The organism is Sinorhizobium sp. BJ1 (assembly GCF_002531555.1).
GTDB classification, from domain to species: domain Bacteria; phylum Pseudomonadota; class Alphaproteobacteria; order Rhizobiales; family Rhizobiaceae; genus Sinorhizobium; species Sinorhizobium fredii_B.
Window position 1 is genome coordinate 1 of record NZ_NWTH01000055.1, and the last position, 20131, is coordinate 20131.

Consider the following 20131-nt stretch of genomic DNA (forward strand, 5'->3'; position numbering starts at 1 on the left):
TTGGTCGCCAGTTGCTTATAGTGGCCCGTCGGAGCGAAGCCACGAAGCTATTGATGACGATGCCGGGAATCGGCGCGGTAACAGCGGTGTCCTACGTTACAGCAATTGAAAATCCAGAAAACTTTCGAACGTCGCGCTCGGTGGGCGCCTGGCTTGGGCTGACAACCCGGCGTTATCAGTCAGGCGAGGTCGACTATGACGGCCATATCTCGCGAAGGGGTGACAATCGTTTACATGGGCTGCTTTATGAAGCAGCGACAGTGCTTCTGACGAGAACCAGTGCCAGGACGGAGAGCAGTCTCAAGCGTTGGGGACTTAAGCTGCGCAGCGACTTGGCTTCAAACGGGCCGCCGTGGCCGTCGCCCGGAAACTCGCGGTCATCATGCACAGCATGCTCAAGACAGGAGAAGTGTTCAACGCATCGGCTGGCGCGACCATATAGGAGACCCTCAGCCTTCGTCCCTCAGCGCGCCATCTAACTTTGGCTGCTGAGCGTCCCTGCTGCGGACGTGGGCAGGATCATTCCGCTTCTGGTGGCTGCAGCTCGTTGAGACTGCGCCTCGAACATCAGGAAGATCCCACCTGCGAAAACCATTGTGCGGCGACATTTGTCGACCGCGCAGACAACCCTGCTCCCAGCACTGGATAGCTCCGAAGGACAGGGCGGTGAGGGCGGATCCAGCCAATCAGTTCAGCCGGTTTGCCTGTCCCGCAAGCCGGAAAGGGTCGCTGAATGCTCAAACCAGCTTGACGGATGGAATGCGATTTGTTTTTGGCTCAGTTTGCGTTTGTCGGCGCGCAGCAGCGCGATCTTCAAGTTGGTTCCATCGGCTGCATTGCTTTCGCGGCAGATCTCCCTCAGGCATTTCGTATAGGCTGTAGTGCCCGTTGTAGGCATGTCTGGTGACGAGGCCATACTTGCCCCATCTGGCGACGGTTTACCCGCTGATGTTGAGGTGCACTGCCGCTTCCTGCCTTGTCAGCATTCCCCGCTGTCGCAGTCGATCATATCGTGATCCCAGCTTATGTTCATGGATGAGATAGGCGACTTTGAGAGGTGTAAAGCGGGCATTGTCGCAGCCGCGACGTGCCGTTCCACCTGGGCGATGGCCCTGCTGGTTCAGAATCTCGGCGATCTCGGGATAAATGTAATCATCGAGAAGCTTGTCGATCAGTTCAACGATACTGGGCTTTGTCTTGATCTGCTGAGCGGAGGATTTGGGGTTCACGGTGGTGACCGCCTGGATTTTGCCACCCTTGAAGCGAACGTGAAGCTTGGTGGTTCCCATCTGTAATCGTGCCCGCATCAATCGTGGGGAGCCCATGTCAGTCGACCGCCGGGCCTCCCGTCGATGAAGCCATCGGCATGCTGATTGCTAGCAGATGACGCCGGCGGCAGTCGAACTCGCGCTCGAAGTCCGCAAAGAGATCCAAGCCCGTCATGAAGAGGCAGATCGGCTGCGCTGTCGCGCGATCGAACGCGCCCAAACGGAAGCCGAGCTCGCTCAGCGCCGCTTCATGCTTGTCGATCCTAGTAACCGTCTCGTCGCCGACACGCTCGAAGGTGAATGGAACGGCTCTGTTGTCTCGCCCGATATCGCGGATCTTCTCATAGGTTGGCCAGTCGATGTAGTGGGGATAGCGATCCTTCACGATGATGCGCCAGCTTTGATATCCTTGGGTATTTTTGCCTCTGAACCGCCGTCACGCCCGGCGGCACGAAAGCGGGTCCGTCCATAAACGGAGGCACCGGCATAGGCGGGATTCTTTAGGATCGCAGCCACCGCTGAGACCGTTGCTCGCGCCCAGCGCAGTTCGCCAAACCGGTCGCGGCGAGGCAAGGGCAGGTCCCGATCGTTCAAGACGCGCATAACCTTAGCGACGGCACGGAACTTCAGGAATGTCCGGAACACAAGCCCGAGCCGTTCTTGAACACCGAGATCAGGATCTTTTACGACCACCCCGCTCGGATCGCGCACCAAACCAACCGGTAGCATGAGGGCAAGTTCGCCGCGCTCAGCCTTGGCAAGCAGACCTGCTGTCAAACGGCTTCGGATTGTATGTAGCTCAAGCCCGGAGATGGTTCCCTTCAGACCCAGAAGCAAACGACCATTGGCGCTGCCGGGATCCACATCGTGCGGCGAGCGGTGGCCCAGGCCGTGACCATCAGGCCGGCCTTGGCCCAAAAGCCTATATCGCCGGACATCTTCCGACACTCATTGGCCATGAAGCTTCTCCAGTCGGGCGTTGACCTTCTGACGATCCAAGCCTGGGTCGGGCACGCACCGGTCGCTACAACCCATCGCTATGCCGCCGCCGATGTCGAGATGATGCGTAAAGGTCTCGAGAAGGCTGGAGTCGCCGGCGATCTTGGCGCCCGTTTCCGACCAAATGACGCCGTGCAACTACTGAATAGTATCTGGTCAACAGCTGCCGTGACAGGCATTGTCCCCGCTGCCAATGCTGGCCCGCGCGCAATGGCTGGAGGATCGTCGCGCCGAGCTGCTCGACACACAGTACTTCCACGTCGTCTTCACGCTGCCGGAGGCCATTGCCGCCATCGCCTATCAGAACAAGGCGCTCGTCTACGGCCTGCTGTTCCGCGCCACCGCCGAGACGCTGCGCACCATCGCCGCCGACCCCCGGCATCTCGGCGCCGAGATCGGCTTCTTCGCTGTTTTGCACACCTGGGGGCAAAACCTACTGCACCACCTGCACTGCGTCGTCCCGGGTGGCGGGTTATCATGAGCGCCAAGCTCAACGACGTCGATCCGCAGGCGTGGCTTGCCGATGTCCTCGCTCGCATCGCTGACATGCCGGTTGCACGGGTTGAGGAGCTGCTTCCGTGGAATTGGCAGTCCGCCAAAGTCACGCCAAATGCGGAAAGGCCGCATAAATTCAGAACGTCAGGATGTCATCGTGAGACACGGAACCACAAAGTTTTCATTCCAGTAGGTTGATGTTTTCTCCTCCAGAGCTTTGCTAAGTAACCCGTTGGCGGTTGTCATCGGAGCAGATACCTTGACCCCGTCTGAAATGGCTGCCTTCGCGAGTTGGACGAAGCTTAGCGAAACGACCTTCCTCCTACAGCGGTAGTCGGCAGATGCCGACTACCGCGTTCGCATCTCTACGCCCGTTGCTGAATTGCCCTTCGCGGGCCACCCTACCTTGGGGAGTTGTCACGTCTGGCTGTCTTCCGGTGGGCGGCCAAAGAGTGGTGACATTATCCAGGAGTGCGAAGCAGGACTTATGCGCATTCGGCGCGACAAAAAACGGCTTGCTTTCGAAGGCCCCGAGCTGCGCCCCTCGGGCCCGGTGGAACTCGAGACGCTCACGCGAGCCATCAAAGGTCTGCGATTGACCTCCGATGACATCGTCGACGCCAACTGGGTGGACAATGGCCCTGGCTGGCTTGCTGTGCTGCTACGCTCCAGGGCTGACGTCTTGGCGCTGCGCCCGGATTTTGCCGTGCTCTCCGGGTTGCGGGTCGGCGTTGTTGCTCCCTGGGACCCCATGAAGGATGGGCGGGATGCGGATTTCGAGGTGCGTGCCTTTACCGCGGCCGGTTTTGAAGATCCTGTAACCGGCAGCCTAAACGCTGGCATCGCCCAATGGTTGGTAGGAAACGGCATCGCGCCCTCGTCGTACATTGCCAGCCAGGGTACCGTTCTTCGAAGGGAAGGACGTGTTCATGTGGAGAAGATCGAGGACCAGATTTGGATCGGCGGCGACGTGACGACGTGCATCGAGGGCGTTGCAACTGTCTAATTTGAACTAGCACTGGCAGTCATCGAAGTTTCATATCGTCTTCACCGATGAACCGACGACGCCGAGGATCGTCTGGTTCTTTTCCATGGTGCTCGGCTACAGCCGCCTCATCTGGACGCGCTTCGTCATGCATCGGAACCTGCCGACGTGCTGCGTTGCCACGTCGCCGCGTCCGAGGCCATTGGGGGCGTTCCGCGCGAGATTCTATACGATCGGATGAAGGCCGCGGTCATTCTGAAGTTGGAGCGCCGGATCTCACGAGAAGGCATGGTCAGCGTCGGCGGCAATGCCTACAGTGTTCCCGACGCGACCCGAAGCCGGATGGTCGAAGTCCATTCGCCAGCGGACGAGGTCCGAATCTTCGAGAACGGCAGGCTGATCGCCGTCCATCCTGTCTTGGAGGGGCGCAGGCAACGACGCGTCCACCCCGATTATCGGCGAACATGGCCTCCCAACATTCGCGGCCGCCGTCCACGGATAGCAGCGTTGCTCTCCAGTGCGCTGGCGACGGAGTGCCTCATCAGTGGCTGGCTTTCCATGATGCCGTCGGGGAACCGCCCATGAGCGCCGCCCTCGATACCGCATCCTCAGATCGATTGCATTCGCCACGAACTCGTCGGGCTGAAGATGCCCCGTGCGCTTGAGACTCTCGATCATGTTGTTCGTCGCCTGGAGCACGGCGAACTCTCCGCATTGGAAGCGATCTGGTCCGAGGACGAAAAGCTCAAGATCGTCCCGTTCCACTCGGCCTTGGGCTGGTGGCCATGGACTTCGATGGGGGCGCTGTCGACATCCAGCGTGAGGCACTCGGCGCTTGCCGCCGCGCTCTGCCCGGATCCCCTGCCATCTCGAGAACCGCCTCGCGCAGCACTTGAGATTGGCTGCCTCTGCCATCAACGCCGTGAACCGCGATAAGGTCGGCTGCGACGCCAGCCGCCGCCTTCCGCGAGCGGCGTCAGACCCGCCGAGGAACTGGTCGCCAACCGGAACGCCGGGTTGTGGCGCTGGGCGTCCGTATTGTCGTGGTCGCGCCAGGCTTGCGCGGCCAGCAACACGCAGGGCCGAATAAGCGAGGCGAGGTCATGCGTGCCGTCCTCTCTGGCGGCGCGGATCCTTCACTCGCGAGGTCATCCACGATGCCGCTGTGTTCGAGGACCTCCCGCAACAGCACCACACCGCGATCGCCCCTTAGCCCATCGGTCCTGCTTTCGATCCGAATGGAGCGGTTGAAATCGGGCGCAACCGGCTGTAGCGCTTCACCCATGCGTGCGTCCGATGATGCTCACCGTTCTCGTTAGCAACTTGAATCTAAAGAACGTTCAGGCGCACCCGACCGTCCCGCCAGAGTTGGACGAATAAATGAAAGTGAATCGTATCCCCGCCCTCGGCTCAAGTCCGACAGGCTGCTAGGCTACCGATTGCATAATCAATCGCTGCCGCAAATAACTATTCTGAGTTTCTCGGGTCCGTTCTCCATGCGATACAAACTAGCATTCATATGCTGCTTGGGAAACACTGGATAGGGAACCGTCTACAATGCAGCAGTCCGCAGAAACTCGGTCTACGATCGACGACGCCGTTGCGCATGAGCAGCGCGTCTACGAAACCTCGAACCCGACGAGCAGACAGAAACTTGAGGTTGCCAAAGAGGTCCTGCCTGGCGGCATCGACCGGTAGTTCCGGCTAACGGTTCAGGCTGTAAGAATTCACTTCCGGTTTGCCGCGCTCCAACTAACTGATTGGGCCATGACCTTACAAACAAGGGATTGATCGAGTGCCAGAAATCTCAAAAGCTTATCGCATTCTCGTTGCCCACTTCAGCCAGGAATCGAACAGACTGAATCCAAGGCCTGCCGACGAGGAGCTCTTCGTGGTGGAACGTGGTAGGGATATCCTAAGATCGCCAGCAGGCGTGCTGAAGGGGCTGACTGAAACGCTTGTCGCCGCCGGCGCAAATATTGAGCCGGTTTTCTCGGCAAACGGAGGCGCTGGTGGCCTTGTCGATCATGATTTCTACTTGCGTATGCGCGAGGAACTTTTGGGTGCGGTTCGGCGCATCAAGCCTGATGCAATTGGTTTGGACCTTCACGGCGCCATGGGAACCACGGAAACGCCCGATGCCGAAGGCGATCTTCTTCAAGCGCTTCGCGATGTTGTCGGCTCGAAAGTTCCTATCGGCATCGGACTCGACCTCCATGGCCATATTACACGCCGCTTGCTGGATAACACCGATATTTGTATTGCTTGCAAGGAAAACCCTCATACGGACTTTGTCGAATGCGGCCAGAAAGTCGCAGAACTGCTGATCCAGCAGCTTGAGGGACGTCTTACACCGGTCACGGTGTCGGCGCGGGTGCCTATGATCCTGCCGGGCGCGGGTGAAACCGGCTCTGGGCCGCTGGCCGAAATCCATGCAAAAGCACGGGAATACGCGGCTCTGCATCCTTCGATTAAGGATATCTCGATCTATAACGTGTTCCGCTTTACCGATGATGATGAAATCGGCCAGGTTGTCACCATTCTAAGCGATGGCCCAAGCGCCGACACATCTTCCATCGCCGTAGACCTTGCGACCCGCTTCTGGGTCGAACGCGAACGCTTCAAGGACGACCTTTTGACAGTTGACGAGGTCTTCGAGCGTGTGCGGAGTTCGCCGGATAAACGGCCATTCGCGATCGGTGACATGGGGGATCGCGTCGCTGCGGGCGCCCCGGGAGACGGCACCATTTTGCTTTCCGCCGCGCTCGATGGTTACCCGGGATTGCGCGGTGCAGTACCTATCACCGATCCAGTCGCAGCGGCTCGGGCGATAGAGGCTGGCGTAGGTGCGACTGTTGCGCTGTCTGTAGGAGCAGGGTTCACGCCGGGTTTCACGCCTCGATTGGTCACCGGGCTTGTTGAGTACGTGAGTGACGGAAATTTCATTGTGGAGGGCCCCGTCGGCGAGGGCGCCCACAGTGCCATGGGACCATCGGCGGTCGTTAGGGTGGATGACCGCATTCAACTGCTACTGACCACAACCCCGGCTGACACTACTGATCCAGCAGCTTTTACGAGCCAAAACGTGGTTATCGGAAATCTCGACTTCATAGTCGTTAAATCAGGCTTCCACTTTGTTGCGAACTTTGCTGGACTAGCTACGCCAGTGCTCGTGAATACGCCTGGCGTTGGCTACTATAGAAAACACCAATTCGAGTTCCGGAAAGCGCGCTTCTGGCCGGAACACGATATCGCCAATCCCGAAATCACCGCCCGTCAGCATTCTATCAGCACTTCTCTAGGATAGTAGCCAAGGGCTTTGGGATGAGCACTGAGAAATCAAAAAAGAGGAGGAACAGAGCATGACAATCACAAGACGCGAAATTATCAAGACAGGTCTGGCCGCCGGAACGGCGCTATCAGTGCCGGCAATCCTTAGGGCACGGACATCGCCAGATGACGCTCGGACAGTTCGCTGGGTGCTAGACGGGAACATCGTAGTGTTCGATCCGATCGTCTCATCAACTGGCGCACAGAACCATGCTTTAGCGATTTACGACACGCTTTTCGAAATCGATTCCAAAGGGATTCCGCAACCGCAAATGGTGGGAAAGTGGGGCGCCTCCGAGGACAAGAAGAACTACACATTCCAACTCCGTGATGGCCTGACCTTCCACGACAGCAGCCCAGTTACCGCGGCGGACTGTGTAGCCTCGATACTACGCTGGGGCCAGGTGGATGCGGGTGGCAAACTGATCATGTCGAAGGTCAAGGATATATCGAAACAAGGCGAGAAGACCTTCACGATCACGCTCGACGAACCGATGCCGCTTCTCATACCGTTGCTCGCCGCATCGACCGTCGGGTATTATCTAGCTATCATGCGCGAGAAAGACGCGAAGCTTCCCCCAACGGAGCAGGTCACCGCGAATATCGGATCCGGGCCATTCAAGTTCAATCAGGCTCTGGCCAAGCCTGGCGCAAGCTTCACCTACGACCGAAATGAACAATATATACCCCGCCAAGAACCAGCAGATGGGTACGCCGGCGGAAAGGTCGTCAAGGTTGATAGAGTGGTCGGGCAGGTTATTTCCGATCAGCAGACCGCCTTCGCGGCTCTCCAAGCGGGAGAGGTCGATTTCGTTCAACTACCGGCACAAGTACTCTACCCTGTGATCAAAAGCGATCCCAACCTTGAATTGGAGACCATAAACAACGCGGGCGTAGACATGTTCTTACGCATGAACTGCCTGCAGAAGCCGTTCAACAACGTAAAAATGCGGCAAGCGATGCTTCACCTGATCGATCAGGAGGCAATTATGCTGGCGGCCGGATTTGATCCAAACTACATACACCCTGTCACATCAATATTTGGAAACAGCAGCCCGTATTCCAACGACGAAAACACGGGATGGTACAAAAAGGGGGGCGATCCGGAAAGAGCTAAGCATCTCTTGCAGGAGGCTGGATATGCTGGCGAAACGGTTCTCATTTTACAGTCCACGGACTGGCCGCAGGCCAGCAATGCCGCGCAATATCTGGCGAACACCCTGCGAAAGATTGGCGTCAGTGCTGAGCTTGCCTCGAGCGACTGGGCCGGGGTTGAAGAACGCCGTGCAAACAAGGGACCGATTGAGGACGGCGGCTGGAGCGTATTTATCAGCGACTTCAGCGATTCCAAATTTGGCAATCCGATCAGTTTGCCTTTGCTCCTCGCCAATGGCGCAGACGCTTGGTATGGCTGGCCGAAGAACGATGAATACGAGGCTCTCCGGGCCAAATGGGCAGAGGTCGAAACACTCGATGAACGCAAGGCGCTGGCCCGTGAAATGCAACGCCTCGCGTGGGACTTCGTTGGCACTGTGGTGTTGGGTCAGTATATGCAGCCAATTGCTCGCCGAAAATCTCTGATTGGCTTGGTTCATGTTCCGACGGCTGTGTACCCAATGTGGAACATGCAGAAAGTCTCGGTCTGATGGCGGCCTACATCTTACGCAGAGTGGTTTCGGCCATCGCCGTCATGGCGATGGTCGGGGCCTTCGTGTTCCTGCTTCTCAGAATGGCGCCGGGCGACCCGGCGGCCATCATCGCCGGCAGGTCGGCCACGGCGGAGGTAATCGCCGGCATTCGTGAGCAGCTGGGCCTGAACGATCCTATGCCGGTTCAGTTCATTCGTTGGGTGCGCGACATGCTTGGCGGCGATTTCGGCATCTCGATCTTGACCAGACGACCGGTTCTCGAGCTCATCTCGCAGCGGCTTGAAGCGACCGTTTCTCTGTCGATCCTGACGATGATTCTTTCGGCAACGGTGGGGGTTTCCTTCGGCATCCTCGCCGCGTGGCGATCTGGCGGTCTCATCGACCGCCTCCTTGCGGTCTTTTCGGCATTTGGTTATTCCGTTCCGGTCTTTGTCATCGGCTATTTTCTCATATACTTCTTCGCCATCAGGACACACTGGTTACCGGTTCAGGGATATGTGCCGATCAGTGGCGGCCTAGCGCCATGGTTCGTGCATCTGGTCCTGCCCACATTCGCTTTAGCCCTTGGCTTCATTGCCTTCATTGCCAGGGTTACCCGCGCGAGCATGCTAGAAGTTCTATCGGAAGATTATATCCGGACGGCCGCCGCCAAGGGCGCATCGTCCTATGCCATGCTTTTTCACCATGCGTTGAAGAACGCGGGCGTCCCGATTCTAACTGTGATCGGTGTAAGCTTCGCCTATATGATCGGCGGAGTCGTCCTCACGGAAACGGTGTTTAACATACCGGGTATCGGTCGTCTGGTCGTCGATGCAATTAACAACCGCGACTATCCGATCATCCAGGGTGTGCTCATCCTGACGTCAGGTCTGTACGTCCTTATCAATCTCACGGTCGATCTCGCGTACACCCTGATCGACCCGCGTATCCGGTACTGATATGACGCTGCCCTCCGCAACACTTGACACCCTACCGTCTGCCCCGCTCGGCCGATCCGGCTTTACCCGTCTCGTAAGACGCCATCCACTGGTTGTGGTCGGCGGTGGCTTGCTCACGCTCCTCATCCTCGTAGCGCTCGCTGCCCCATTTTATGCAGGCGATCCTACTAACATGGATCCGTTCAAACGACTTCAGCCACCGTCCTCCACAATGTGGTTTGGAAGCGACAATCTAGGCCGTGACGTGTTTGCCCGAACGATCTTCGGCGCCCGTGTCTCCCTGATGGTCGGGTTGATGTCTGCATCATGCGCGGCTGTTGCCGGGCTGTTGATCGGCATCCTAGCCGGCTACATCCGAGCGTTCGATAATGTTATGATGCGGGTCATGGATGGCCTGATGTCGATCCCGACAATTCTGCTGGCCATTGCCCTTATCTCTTTGACGGGTCCCGGGTTCGGTATCCTTATCGTCGCCATTGCGATACCCGAGACTCCGGCCGTGGCGCGATTGGTTCGCTCGGTCGTTTTAAGCGTTCGGGAACGTCCTTATGTGGAGGCTGCCCTCTGCGGCGGTGCGCGCCTGCCAAAGGTACTTTGGCGGCATATCCTCCCGAGCACCATTCCGGCACTGATGGTGCAGAGCGCTACTGTCTGCGCGAGCGCGATTATGACCGAAGCTGGGCTGAGCTTTCTTGGCGTGGGTGTACCCCCCGAGATTCCGAGCTGGGGCAACATGATCTCAAGCTCTCGGTTATTTCTTTCGATCGCGCCAATGACAATCTTCGCTCCCGGCATCTGCCTTGCCGTCACGGTTCTTGCCGTGAACCTGCTCGGGGACGGTTTGCGCGATATGTTCGATCCACGCGCGAAGCGGAGGCGCTGACATGCAAATGCAACAACCCGCAGGCAAAGACGTTCTGCTTGACGTCCGAAACCTGGAAACACATTTTTTCGGCGAGGAAAGCGTCACCCGCGCTCTCGGCGGCATCAGCTTCCAGGTGATGAAAGGAGAGACACTCGGGGTCGTCGGAGAATCCGGATGCGGAAAGAGTGTGACTGCCCTCTCTATTCTTAGGCTTCTTCCGAAGCAAACCGCCGAAACGGTTGGAGGTGAGGTCCGATTTCAAGGACGTGACCTTCTTGAGTTGTCGGAGCGGGAGATGCGAAAGATCCGCGGCGGCAAAATCGCAATGATTTTCCAGGACCCAATGACGAGCCTGAATCCGGTCTACCCCGTGGGTCGCCAAATCGCCGAAGCGGTGCAGATCCATACGGGAGCCTCGCGCTCGATTGCGCTGGCAAAGGCCGCGGAGATGCTCCGATTCGTCTGCATCGCAGATCCAAATCGCCGAATTAGCAACTACCCTTACGAAATGTCGGGTGGCATGCGGCAACGCGTTATGATCGCCATGGCTCTCGCCTGCTCGCCGGAACTGTTGATCGCCGATGAGCCAACCACTGCGCTCGATGTCACCGTTCAGGCGCAGATCCTGCGGCTGATAGTCGACCTGAAAGAGCGCATGGGAACGGCGGTTATGTTCATTACACATGATTTGGGGGTTGTAGCCGAGACGTGCCAGCGGGTGATTGTCATGTATGCTGGCCGAATCGTCGAGCAAGCGCCGATAACGGAACTGTTCGCGCGCCCTATGCATCCATACACTCAGGCTCTGATGCGCTCTGTGCCGGACCGACGGCATGGGCGACAGCGCCGTTTGCCCGACATACCCGGCATCGTGCCAAGCTTGCGCGAGCCCATTGTGGGGTGTAGCTTTGCGCCCCGATGCCCGTTCGCAATCGACATCTGCCGCGAGAGGACGCCTAGCCTGCGTGACGTCGTCCCAGGCCACGCAGCGGCCTGCTGGCGTTCTGAGGAGGTAATCAAGGCATGAGTGGTCCGTTGTTGAAAGTCGAGAGTTTGACCAAACATTACCCACTCGGGGCAGGGTTGCTGAAGAAGACCATTCCGGTGGTACGAGCGGTGGAGGATGTCTCCTTTTCCGTCGAAGCTGGGGAAACGCTGTGTATTGTCGGTGAATCGGGCTGCGGCAAGTCCACCGTGGCTCGGCTATTGATGCGACTGACAGATCCGACAGCCGGACGCGTGCTGATCGATGGCGCCGATGTTGCCGGCCTAAGAAAGCACGAACTTCGTGCTTGGCGCCGGCGGATGCAAATGGTGTTTCAAGATCCTTACTCGTCACTGAACCCTCGTCTCACCGCCGGACAGATCATCACTGAACCCGTAGAGAATTTTGAGCGTCTTAGCCGGAAGCAGCGCAACGCGCTCGCCGCGGACCTTCTCCAGAAGGTAGGAATGTCGCCCGAGATGATGAACAGGCTCCCGTCCGAGTTGTCGGGTGGGCAGCGACAGCGACTCGGCATTGCACGAGCCCTGTCGCTCAACCCCTCTCTCATCATCGCCGACGAGGCCGTTTCAGCCCTTGACGTGTCCGTGCAAGCGCAGATCCTGAACCTGCTTCTCGATCTCCAGCAGCGGATGGGCATCGCCTTCATCTTCATCTCGCATGACCTGGGCGTCGTGGAGCATATCGGCCACCACGTGGCAGTCATGTATTTGGGGCGGATCGTAGAGCTTGCACCGTGCGAGGCGCTCTTCGCCAGGCCGGTTCACCCCTATACGGAGGCGCTCATCGCAGCGGCACCGGTGCCGGATCCGACGCGGGTTCGGCAGACGGCGCCCGTGGAGGGAGAGGTACCAAGCCCAGTCAACCCGCCGAGCGGGTGCGCATTCCACCCGCGCTGCCCCCTCGCGATCGAACGTTGCCAACGGGAGCTGCCTCCTTTGGTGCCGATGGCAGATGGGCGCGTCGTCGCCTGCCATGTACGCGCCCCGGTATCAGAGGCCTCTAAACAGCCGATCGTGGCAGGCATTTCTCAGCCTGTCGCGTTGCGGCAGTGGAATCTACACAATCAGTTATTCGTTGGCATCCACGGCTAGTTAATTGCGTCGATGTCTAAGTCAGGTGGTACGGGGAATGCGTTGGCGAGCGAGCGATTGGTCAATCGGCGAACTGAGCAGGTGAAAATTTCGCTTCTTCGCATGCGCGCTGTAGGAGTTGGGATTGGCCCTGAGTCACAAACTTCCGGAAATGCTCCGCACAATCCGGCGTGGCCGCCACGCGTTTGGCGTGATGGACGGCCGTGACCTTAACGTTCTCAATTGTTCTCGCGCCGCGCGGCGCGCAACCTTCGCGAGTGCCATGGTGATGTTGGCCGGATTGCACTGACCATGGAGGGGCAGGTGAACGGCGCCGAGCACGTCGGAGATTTTGACATGTGGCTTGGGCTCCACGCGTCCGGCGACACTATCCATTGACACGACTGTCATGCTCGATCATGCATTGGGTCATTACTCATGAGGTATTGAAATAGTCAAAGGCGTGACGATCTTTTGTCGGTCATATATAGCGCCCCATAAACGTTAACCTTCGCTGGAGCGACTGCTCCAGCGAAGCGATCCACACTCCGTGTTCGACAATCTCGATAGGAGTTCGAGGTTGTGATGCCGCCCGAGCGCGTGTTTTCTGAAAAGGCTAAGCTCGTCAGCGAGCAAAGAGAGCAGCCGGATAAAGCGAGGACATTGAACGATTTGGACCAACATTTACAGAAAACGACGCTGTCCGACAGAGTATACGGCATAGTGCGCGAAAGCATCAGATGTGGCGTGTACGAGCCAGGTGAGAAGATCACGCACCGCGCTATTGCTTCTCAACTAGGCGTCAGCGTCACGCCTGTCCGCGAGGCAATCACGCGCCTCGTTTCAGAGGAAAGCCTATCGATGGCCGGTCCAAAGACCATCATAGCTCCGAGCCTGGGCAGGTCAGACTTGGAGGAGATCACGAAGATCCGTGTCAACCTTGAAGGCTGGGCAGCGGAACTTGCGGCGAGAAACGCGTCGACGGCCTTTATCCGCGAGCTGGAGCATCATCATCTTGTCTATTGCACGCATCGTCGGTCTCATAACTCCAAGGCCAAAATGGCTGCAAACGCCAAGTTCCACTTTACGCTGTATGCTCAGTCAAGGGCACCAAGACTTCTCGCGATTATTGACAATCTTTGGGTGGCGATCGGCCCAACCCTAGGCCTTCTTGCAAATCAAGCATTGGAAGACGACGATGGCGAAAAATTTCACGATGCTGCGATCTCTGCACTGAAGGCAAGAAATGCGGCCGCCGTCCAGAAGGCGATAGTTGACGATATACTCACTGCGCGTACGAAGATACTTAACATCTTAAATCCCGAGGAATTTCTTGCGATTTGAGCGTTACTGATCCGATGCGAATCTGCCGAGACCGGACACAAAAGCGAAATTCTAGAGGCCGCTAGACGTCATGTTCCGGGGCGAAGATCGGTGGCCCGCCCTTTCGTGCGATTGAAAGACGAGGGTTGCTCGGATGGGCCGAGCCGATCCTCACGCACGGAGGGCAAGCCATGGGGGAGTATAACGAAGCATTTGTCGCGTTTGACGTGGCCAAGAAGAAGCACGCGGTGGCGATCGCAGAGGGCGGTCGGTCGGGCGAGGTTCGGTTCGTCGGCGAGGTCGAGAATAACCCTGCGACGATAGAGCGGACGATCAAGAAGCTGGGAAAGAAGTATGATCGACTGCACGTCTGCTTCGAGGCCGGGCCGACGGGTTACGGGTTGTACCGCCAGGTCCGCGATCTTGGGCACGACCGCATGGTGGTTGCGCCGGCCCTGATCCCGAAACGGTAGTCAAGACGGGACGCGGTCCGCTGGCGCGGCTGCACCGAGCGGGCGAGCTGACCGGGGTATGGGTGCCGGACGTCGTCCACGAGGCTGTCTGCGATCTGGTCCGGGCTCGAAGCCAGCGCCGACGATCTGCGCCGCAAACGCCAGCAACTACTCTCTTTCCTCCTGCGCCATGGGCGGATCTACGAAGGCGGCGGCCATTGGACATTGGCGCACCGGCGCTGGCTTGCCCGCCAGAGCTTCGAGCATACGGCGCAGCAGATCGTGTTCCTGGAGAAGATCGACGCGATCGAGGACGCGGCTCAGCGGCTACGCCGCCCGGACGAACAGTTGCGCACCATTGTGCCAACCTGGTCCATGGCGCCGCTTCGATAGTCTGCCGCCGTTGATGGCCTTCCTCGGCCTGGTTCCGGGAGAGCGCTCGACCGGCGACACGGTCCGCCGGTCGAGCCTCACGCTCGCCGGCAATCGACGCGCCCGCCGCGCCTTGGGCGAAGCGGCCTGGACTTATCGCTACCCAGCCAGGGTCAGCGAGGCGCTGAGTCTGCAGCTCGAGGGATTGCCCGCGACATCGCCTGGAAGGCGCAAATCAGGCTCTGCGCTCGCTATCGTCGCCTCAACGCCGCCGGCAAGAAGCCACCGGTGGTCGTGGCCGCGATCGCGCGCGAGATGGCCGCCTTCCTGTGGGCTATCGACGCCGGCCCACTGGTCCGAATTTTAGCTTCCGCCATCTGTAGGTCCGCTTCAGCGTGACGCTTTTTTTCGCAAAGTGCCCGGCGGTTTAGAAGGCTCTATAGGCTATTGACAGGATTCACACTCCCTTACAAATCCATTCTCCGGAACTCCGACCTGGTGCGCTCCCGTTTGACAACAAGCCGGAATTTACTATTTTGTTATAACAATTGAGACATGGGCGGAGTCGAAGCGTATGAACAGCCTTGAGCAGATCGCCTGGGCGAAGGAGTTCGAGGAGGTGCTGGCTCCGCCGGAAATGGCCGGTTTCGGACGCCGCTGGATACCACCGATCAAATGTGGCTCGGGACACGAAGACTGTTTTCAGATAGAACTTAGTCTTCTGCTGACGACCAAGCACTTCACGATGCGTGAAGAATGCCTCGAAAATCATCGGGGTACCAATCGCCTAGTATTCCTGTATCATTTGGACGGGCGGCGTACCATCTCGCCCACAAATGGCGAAGCAATTGAGCTGAAAAAACCCACGCTTATCGCCTACTTCCATCCCAAAGGCGTTGATGCGATAAGTCACTGGACCGCGAGCCATTCGGAGACTGCGCTGGCTCTCGGCTTCGACCCGCAAGAGCCTCCGCGGTTGGTTGCCGAGACTTCTGATCAGCTAACCGTCCTGCAGGACCTGTTGCGCCAGCCTGCCGGGCGATTTACCTGGATAGAACTTCCGCTCTCTTCGGAAATGCAGAAGATTGCAAGATCCGTCATATTCCGCAGCATTGGTCAGCGCTTTGTACATCATTACGTCTCAGCAAAAGCGAGGGAGCTACTTTGCATTACTCTGGACAAAGTAATGTCATCGGAATATGTGAAGCCGGGCTGCCGCAGCATCGACGAAAAGCTGGAGCAAATTAAAAACATTTTTGACAGCGATTTGCAGAACAAGTTGCCGATCTGTACGATCGCAGACGAATTGGAGATTCCGAGCCGTAGTCTCAACAAGGCCTTCGCGGATCGGTACGGCATCAACGCCCACGATTACCGGGCTTTAGTGCGACTATCGAAGGCTGTCGATCTGCTCGTTAAGACCGAGATGCCGCTGAAGATGATCGCCTATGAAGTCGGCTACGACCATGCCTCCAACTTCTGTCTCGCGTTCAAAAAACACTATGGCTACACACCCAGGGAAATCAGAAAGAGCGGTTTATTGAAGCCTACTGGCGGGTAACCGGTCTACCGAATTGCGCTCTCATGATGGCGAATTATCGGAGTTCCAGCGGCCCGTTGGCGAACCCGCTGCAGGTCGCATAACAAACCACCATCATAAATAACTATTCTGGACTTCTCTCATCCGTTCTCTATGTGATCTGTAGAGCCAAGCGCGTGAGCATTCTCATGCGGCTTGTACCCTCTGGTGAAGTGGAACCGTCTATGGTTCAGCAGTCCGCTCAAACTAGATTCATGATCGCCGGCGCCGTCGCGAGAGAGCGGCACGTCGACGGACACGCGCGGCGTGGCGTCGTGAGGCGGCTCAGCCCCAGATTGACGGAGTGCGGTAGTCGTAGCAGGCCGCGCTGTAGCCCGGTGTGTGCTCGACAGTGCAGGCTACATTCCGACGCTTTATGGACAGTTTTTAGCTGATCCGCGATCTATGACTCATAACTCTGCCGTGTGCAATCCGCACATCGGTGATTTGGATTTCCGCGATAGCGAGCTTTAGGGGCGGCAAAGATCGGTAGCGCCCTATGTGTTACTCCACTGTTCGAAAGGGTATCGCAACCAATCACCCTTTCGTGGAAGGGTGCGAGTATTACTGCTCCGTGAGGCGCGAGAAAGCAGACAAACGGAGAAGTGCTCATGTCTACAAAACATCAATCGGTCTATAATCTCGGCTCCAATAAACCCAAGATTGACGCTAGTGCTTGGATTGCGCCTTCCGCCACTATCGTGGGCGCCGTGACGGTAGGTTCGCAGTCTAGTGTATGGTTTAACTGCGTGTTGCGTGGCGACGACAACATGATCCAGATCGGTGCGCGAAGCAACATTCAAGACGGGTCGGTCGTTCACATTGACCCCGGCGAATTCGATGTCCTCATCGGTGATGAGGTCACGGTCGGGCATTCCTGCCTGATCCATGGTTGCCACCTGGAAGACCGTGCTTTCGTCGGAATGGCCTCGACCATCATGAACGGTTGCATCATCGAGCCGGATGGCGTTCTCGGCGCACGTAGCCTCCTGACATCGGGCAAGCGGGTTAGGTCGGGAGAGTTGTGGGCGGGTTCACCTGCCAAGCTCGTCCGGATGCTGTCCGAAGAGGAGATCCGAAACTTCCGAAAAACTGCACAAAGCTACGTGCGCAAAGGTGAGCGTTTCCGCTCCGAACTCAATCAAAGCATAGCGATCAAACTTTGAGTTGGGATTGACATCTATGTCGACCAGAACAGGGCACACGGCGGCTGATTGCTACGGCAACTGGCTGCCCGTCATCCGCGCTCATGCCGTTCCCGGCGATATCATCGCGCCGACCCGCGAACTCAGAAACCATCGAGCCAACGACAACGAGGGATGCCGCCGCCGTCGCTGCAGCAGGTCTGCTCCCACTCCAACGGAGCCAGATAGCATAATCAGTAGCAGACCTTCATAACTCAACAGCGGTGGGCTGCTGCAAAATTCGGTCGTACTGTCTGGCGTTAGCAACACGGGGTCCAGCTTTATGCCGATAGCGTCATTCGACAATCGCAAGATCATTATTACATGCGCCGTCACTGGCGGATCTAAATTTAATCGCGCTCACCCGAGGTTCCCAATTACTCCTCAGGAAATCGCCGGCTCGGCTATCGAAGCCGCGCGCGCTGGTGCAGCGATCGTTCATATTCATGTGCGCGATCCCGCAACCGGCGCCGCAACTTACGATGTTGAACTGTTCAAGGAGGCTTCTGACAGGATCCGCCAGTCGTCAGTCGACGTCATCTTAAACCTGACATGCGGGGGAAATGCTCGGTTTGTGCCCGACCCGGAAGATGAATCGCGTGCAGCGCGTGGCACGACAGTCGCGCCGGCCGAGATTCGTTATGCGCACATTGAAGAGTGTCGCCCAGACATTGCATCTCTTGATGTCACGACGTCAAATCAGGGCGATGGCGGCGATGAGTATGTGTACTTAAATACCCCGCGGACGCTTCGGGCGATGGCGAAGCGCTTCAAGGAGCTCGGCGTTAAACCAGAGATCGAGGTATTTGAGGGCGGCGATATCAGATTTGCCCATCAGTTGATCGCTGAAGGCTTGATCACCGGTGACCCGATGTTTCAGTTTGTCCTAGGCGTGAAGTGGAATGCACCGGCGACGCCCGACACAGTTGCTTACATGAAAGGCTTACTGCCGGAGCGGGCTCAGTGGGGTGCTCTCGGAACAGGTCGAAACCAATATCCGATCGCAGCGCAATCGGTCTTGCTTGGAGGTAACATCCGTGTAGGCCTCGAAGATAATCTATACCTACGAAGAGGCGAGTTCGCGACTAACGGACAGCTTGTGGAGCGCGCTCGGGAGCTAATCGATATTCTCGGACATGAGCCAGCGACACCTAAGGAAGCGCGGGTCATCCTGGGGCTGTGCGGCAAATGAGCGAACGCTGCCTCTGCACGCCGCTTCCTAGCAACTCTTAAGATGGCATGCTCCGGCGCAAATCCGCTATCGCGCTCGACTCGTGGCAACCAGGATCGAGGCAGCCGGCGCGATAATCGCGACCCCTCCGATGTCATTCCGTTCGGCGGTTTCAAAGCAGCTGGGGAGGAAAGGCCCTCGCTTCACTACAGTCCATGGGAATCACGAATAAGACATACCAAACCCACAGGCTCTTGAGGGCCTCCTGTTCGACGGTATGTTCTCCCGGCGGGTGGGTTCGGCCTCTGCGGCATTCCGGAGCTGCTGATCGCTGCAATCCGTGAGGCGGGCGCGAAAAGCCTTACGATCGCATCAAACAACTGTGGCGGCGATGACTTCGGCCTGGGCGTGCTGCTGAAGACGAAGCAGATCAGGAAGATGATCTCGTCCTATGTCGGCGAGAACGCCGAGTTCATGTCAGGCCGGCAAGACACAACCTCAATGCAGCGCTCCTCAAGCGGTTACACGTGCGTAATGCCAACGAACTCTGATGGCTGTCTTGAAAGCGTCGACCACAAACTCCAGCATGCCATGTCGTTCCTTGATCTGCCGGAAGGGCTGGCAGAACGGATCATCTAGTGCAACTCGACTTATACGGTTCGCTTTGGTGTGCGACTGCGCGGGCGCATGTACAGCTTCATCGGCTGGCGATCGGTCCACAGCGAGCACTGCGCGTCGGCCAAGGGCGACATATGCTACGCCTCCAATGCCGACGTCGAGGAGGTGGCAGGAGCTCGATCTCATCACCTGCCGCTTTAACCAGGGAACTGAACAAGCGTGGCCTGATCGGCCCAGGCGTCAACGTTGCGGCGCCCGATATCGGCACCGGCGAGCGGGAAATGGCCTGGATGATGGATGGATTCCGCCGCGCCAACCCGACCGACGTCGCCAACGCGCGCGCCTGCGTCACCGGCAAGCCGCTGTCGAAGGGCGGCATCGCCGTGCGAACGGAACCGACAGGCCGCGGCATGCAATTCGCCATCCAGAGCTATCTTCGCGACACCCCCGCCGATCGTCTCGACGGCCGGCGCGATCTCAAAGGCGCCTCCGTCATCGTCCAGGGCTTTGGCAAAGTCGGCTATCACGCGGCCAAGTTCCTGTCGGAAGAGGATGGAGCACGCGTCACCGTCGTTGCGGAGCGCGACGCCATGTCGCGAATGCTGAAGGCCTTCCCATCGAGGCACTCAAGCAGCTTCAGCGCCGCACCGGCAGCATTCTCGGCTTTGAAGGCGCCAGGTCCTTCGCCGGCGATATGGCCGGCATCGAACATCGCTGCGGTGTCCTCATCCCGCCGCGATGGAAAACGCCATCTGTGCCGAGAACGCCGCGCGATCTCCGGACGCCGCTGTTCGCTTGCCTGCAGGCTTTTTTTATGGCTGAGCCCA

The 20131-nt window shown here is 58.1% G+C and carries 16 protein-coding genes and 11 pseudogenes; 21 read left to right on the plus strand and 6 right to left on the minus strand.

Going from position 1 to position 20131, the window contains the following annotated elements; all coding sequences use genetic code 11:
* Positions 1-442 (plus strand): annotated as a pseudogene (locus tag CO676_RS32225) (transposase); the annotation flags it as partial.
* 249 nt (positions 443-691) lie between these two features.
* On the opposite strand, the gene CO676_RS36905 reads toward CO676_RS32225, so the two are convergent.
* The 5 genes from CO676_RS36905 to CO676_RS37100 form a co-directional block, all read right to left on the minus strand.
* On the minus strand, positions 692-817 hold the full coding sequence (locus CO676_RS36905) for a hypothetical protein (protein WP_280952074.1): 126 nt from the start codon (positions 815-817) through the stop codon (positions 692-694).
* 121 nt (positions 818-938) lie between these two features.
* Complete coding sequence (locus CO676_RS35555; RefSeq protein ID WP_179875733.1) at positions 939-1289, minus strand: hypothetical protein; 351 nt, start codon at positions 1287-1289, stop codon at positions 939-941.
* 37 nt (positions 1290-1326) lie between these two features.
* Positions 1327-1653 carry a hypothetical protein gene (locus CO676_RS36525; protein ID WP_245424596.1) on the minus strand — a complete coding sequence of 109 codons (327 nt, stop codon included), beginning with the start codon at positions 1651-1653 and terminating at the stop codon, positions 1327-1329.
* Positions 1650-2045: a recombinase family protein gene (locus CO676_RS32240; RefSeq protein WP_245424598.1), complete on the minus strand. Its 396-nt coding sequence runs from the start codon at positions 2043-2045 to the stop codon at positions 1650-1652. The genes CO676_RS36525 and CO676_RS32240 overlap by 4 nt, the downstream gene beginning before the upstream one ends.
* A gap of 44 nt (positions 2046-2089) precedes the next feature.
* Positions 2090-2227, minus strand: coding sequence for a hypothetical protein (locus CO676_RS37100; RefSeq protein WP_348628086.1), 138 nt, complete (start codon positions 2225-2227; stop codon positions 2090-2092).
* Here CO676_RS37100 and CO676_RS36530 point away from each other — a divergent pair.
* The 12 genes and pseudogenes from CO676_RS36530 to CO676_RS32300 form a co-directional block, all read left to right on the plus strand.
* Positions 2193-2264 (plus strand): annotated as a pseudogene (locus CO676_RS36530) (integrase/recombinase); the annotation flags it as partial. The gene CO676_RS37100 and the pseudogene CO676_RS36530 overlap by 35 nt on opposite strands.
* A 161-nt stretch (positions 2265-2425) precedes the next feature.
* Positions 2426-2745 (plus strand): annotated as a pseudogene (locus CO676_RS32250) (transposase zinc-binding domain-containing protein); the annotation flags it as partial.
* Positions 2739-2960 (plus strand): annotated as a pseudogene (locus CO676_RS35840) (transposase domain-containing protein); the annotation flags it as partial. The pseudogenes CO676_RS32250 and CO676_RS35840, both read left to right, overlap by 7 nt.
* 34 nt (positions 2961-2994) lie before the next feature.
* A pseudogene (locus CO676_RS32260) lies at positions 2995-3768 on the plus strand (PhzF family phenazine biosynthesis protein).
* 40 nt (positions 3769-3808) lie between these two features.
* Positions 3809-4221 (plus strand): annotated as a pseudogene (locus tag CO676_RS36535) (IS21 family transposase); the annotation flags it as partial.
* Between the two features lie 1083 nt (positions 4222-5304).
* Positions 5305-5445 (plus strand): hypothetical protein, encoded by a 141-nt coding sequence (locus tag CO676_RS35560; RefSeq protein WP_179875734.1) that lies wholly within the window; start codon positions 5305-5307, stop codon positions 5443-5445.
* Positions 5446-5542: 97 nt separating this feature from the next.
* Positions 5543-7054, plus strand: coding sequence for a M81 family metallopeptidase (locus CO676_RS32275; RefSeq protein WP_097524075.1), 1512 nt, complete (start codon positions 5543-5545; stop codon positions 7052-7054).
* 55 nt (positions 7055-7109) lie between these two features.
* Entirely contained in the window at positions 7110-8723 is a 1614-nt protein-coding gene (locus CO676_RS32280; protein WP_097524076.1) for an ABC transporter substrate-binding protein, read from the plus strand.
* Positions 8723-9664, plus strand: coding sequence for an ABC transporter permease (locus CO676_RS32285; RefSeq protein WP_097524077.1), 942 nt, complete (start codon positions 8723-8725; stop codon positions 9662-9664). Before CO676_RS32280 ends, CO676_RS32285 begins: the two co-directional genes overlap by 1 nt.
* A gap of 1 nt (position 9665) precedes the next feature.
* Positions 9666-10547 carry an ABC transporter permease gene (locus tag CO676_RS32290; RefSeq protein ID WP_097524078.1) on the plus strand — a complete coding sequence of 294 codons (882 nt, stop codon included), beginning with the start codon at positions 9666-9668 and terminating at the stop codon, positions 10545-10547.
* Between the two features lies 1 nt (position 10548).
* On the plus strand, positions 10549-11556 hold the full coding sequence (locus tag CO676_RS32295) for an ABC transporter ATP-binding protein (protein WP_097524079.1): 1008 nt from the start codon (positions 10549-10551) through the stop codon (positions 11554-11556).
* Positions 11553-12626 carry a dipeptide ABC transporter ATP-binding protein gene (locus CO676_RS32300; protein ID WP_097524080.1) on the plus strand — a complete coding sequence of 358 codons (1074 nt, stop codon included), beginning with the start codon at positions 11553-11555 and terminating at the stop codon, positions 12624-12626. The genes CO676_RS32295 and CO676_RS32300 overlap by 4 nt, the downstream gene beginning before the upstream one ends.
* Before the next feature lie 193 nt (positions 12627-12819).
* On the opposite strand, the pseudogene CO676_RS36540 reads toward CO676_RS32300, so the two are convergent.
* Positions 12820-12968, minus strand: a pseudogene (locus tag CO676_RS36540) (FAD-dependent oxidoreductase); the annotation flags it as partial.
* 222 nt (positions 12969-13190) lie between these two features.
* Here CO676_RS36540 and CO676_RS32305 point away from each other — a divergent pair.
* From CO676_RS32305 to CO676_RS36550, 8 genes and pseudogenes are all read left to right on the plus strand, one after another.
* Positions 13191-13949, plus strand: a complete 759-nt coding sequence (locus tag CO676_RS32305) for a GntR family transcriptional regulator (RefSeq protein ID WP_097524081.1) — start codon at positions 13191-13193, stop codon at positions 13947-13949.
* Between the two features lie 170 nt (positions 13950-14119).
* A pseudogene (locus tag CO676_RS32310) lies at positions 14120-15151 on the plus strand (transposase).
* 175 nt (positions 15152-15326) lie between these two features.
* Positions 15327-16313, plus strand: a complete 987-nt coding sequence (locus CO676_RS32315) for an AraC family transcriptional regulator (RefSeq protein ID WP_097524082.1) — start codon at positions 15327-15329, stop codon at positions 16311-16313.
* 629 nt (positions 16314-16942) lie between these two features.
* Positions 16943-17497, plus strand: a complete 555-nt coding sequence (locus CO676_RS32320; RefSeq protein WP_179875735.1) for a gamma carbonic anhydrase family protein — start codon at positions 16943-16945, stop codon at positions 17495-17497.
* A gap of 301 nt (positions 17498-17798) precedes the next feature.
* Entirely contained in the window at positions 17799-18707 is a 909-nt protein-coding gene (locus tag CO676_RS32325) for a 3-keto-5-aminohexanoate cleavage protein (RefSeq protein WP_097524083.1), read from the plus strand.
* Positions 18708-18901: 194 nt separating this feature from the next.
* Positions 18902-19163: pseudogene (locus CO676_RS32330) on the plus strand (CoA-transferase); the annotation flags it as partial.
* Between the two features lie 275 nt (positions 19164-19438).
* Positions 19439-19564 (plus strand): annotated as a pseudogene (locus tag CO676_RS36545) (hypothetical protein); the annotation flags it as partial.
* A gap of 30 nt (positions 19565-19594) precedes the next feature.
* A pseudogene (locus CO676_RS36550) lies at positions 19595-20131 on the plus strand (hypothetical protein); the annotation flags it as partial.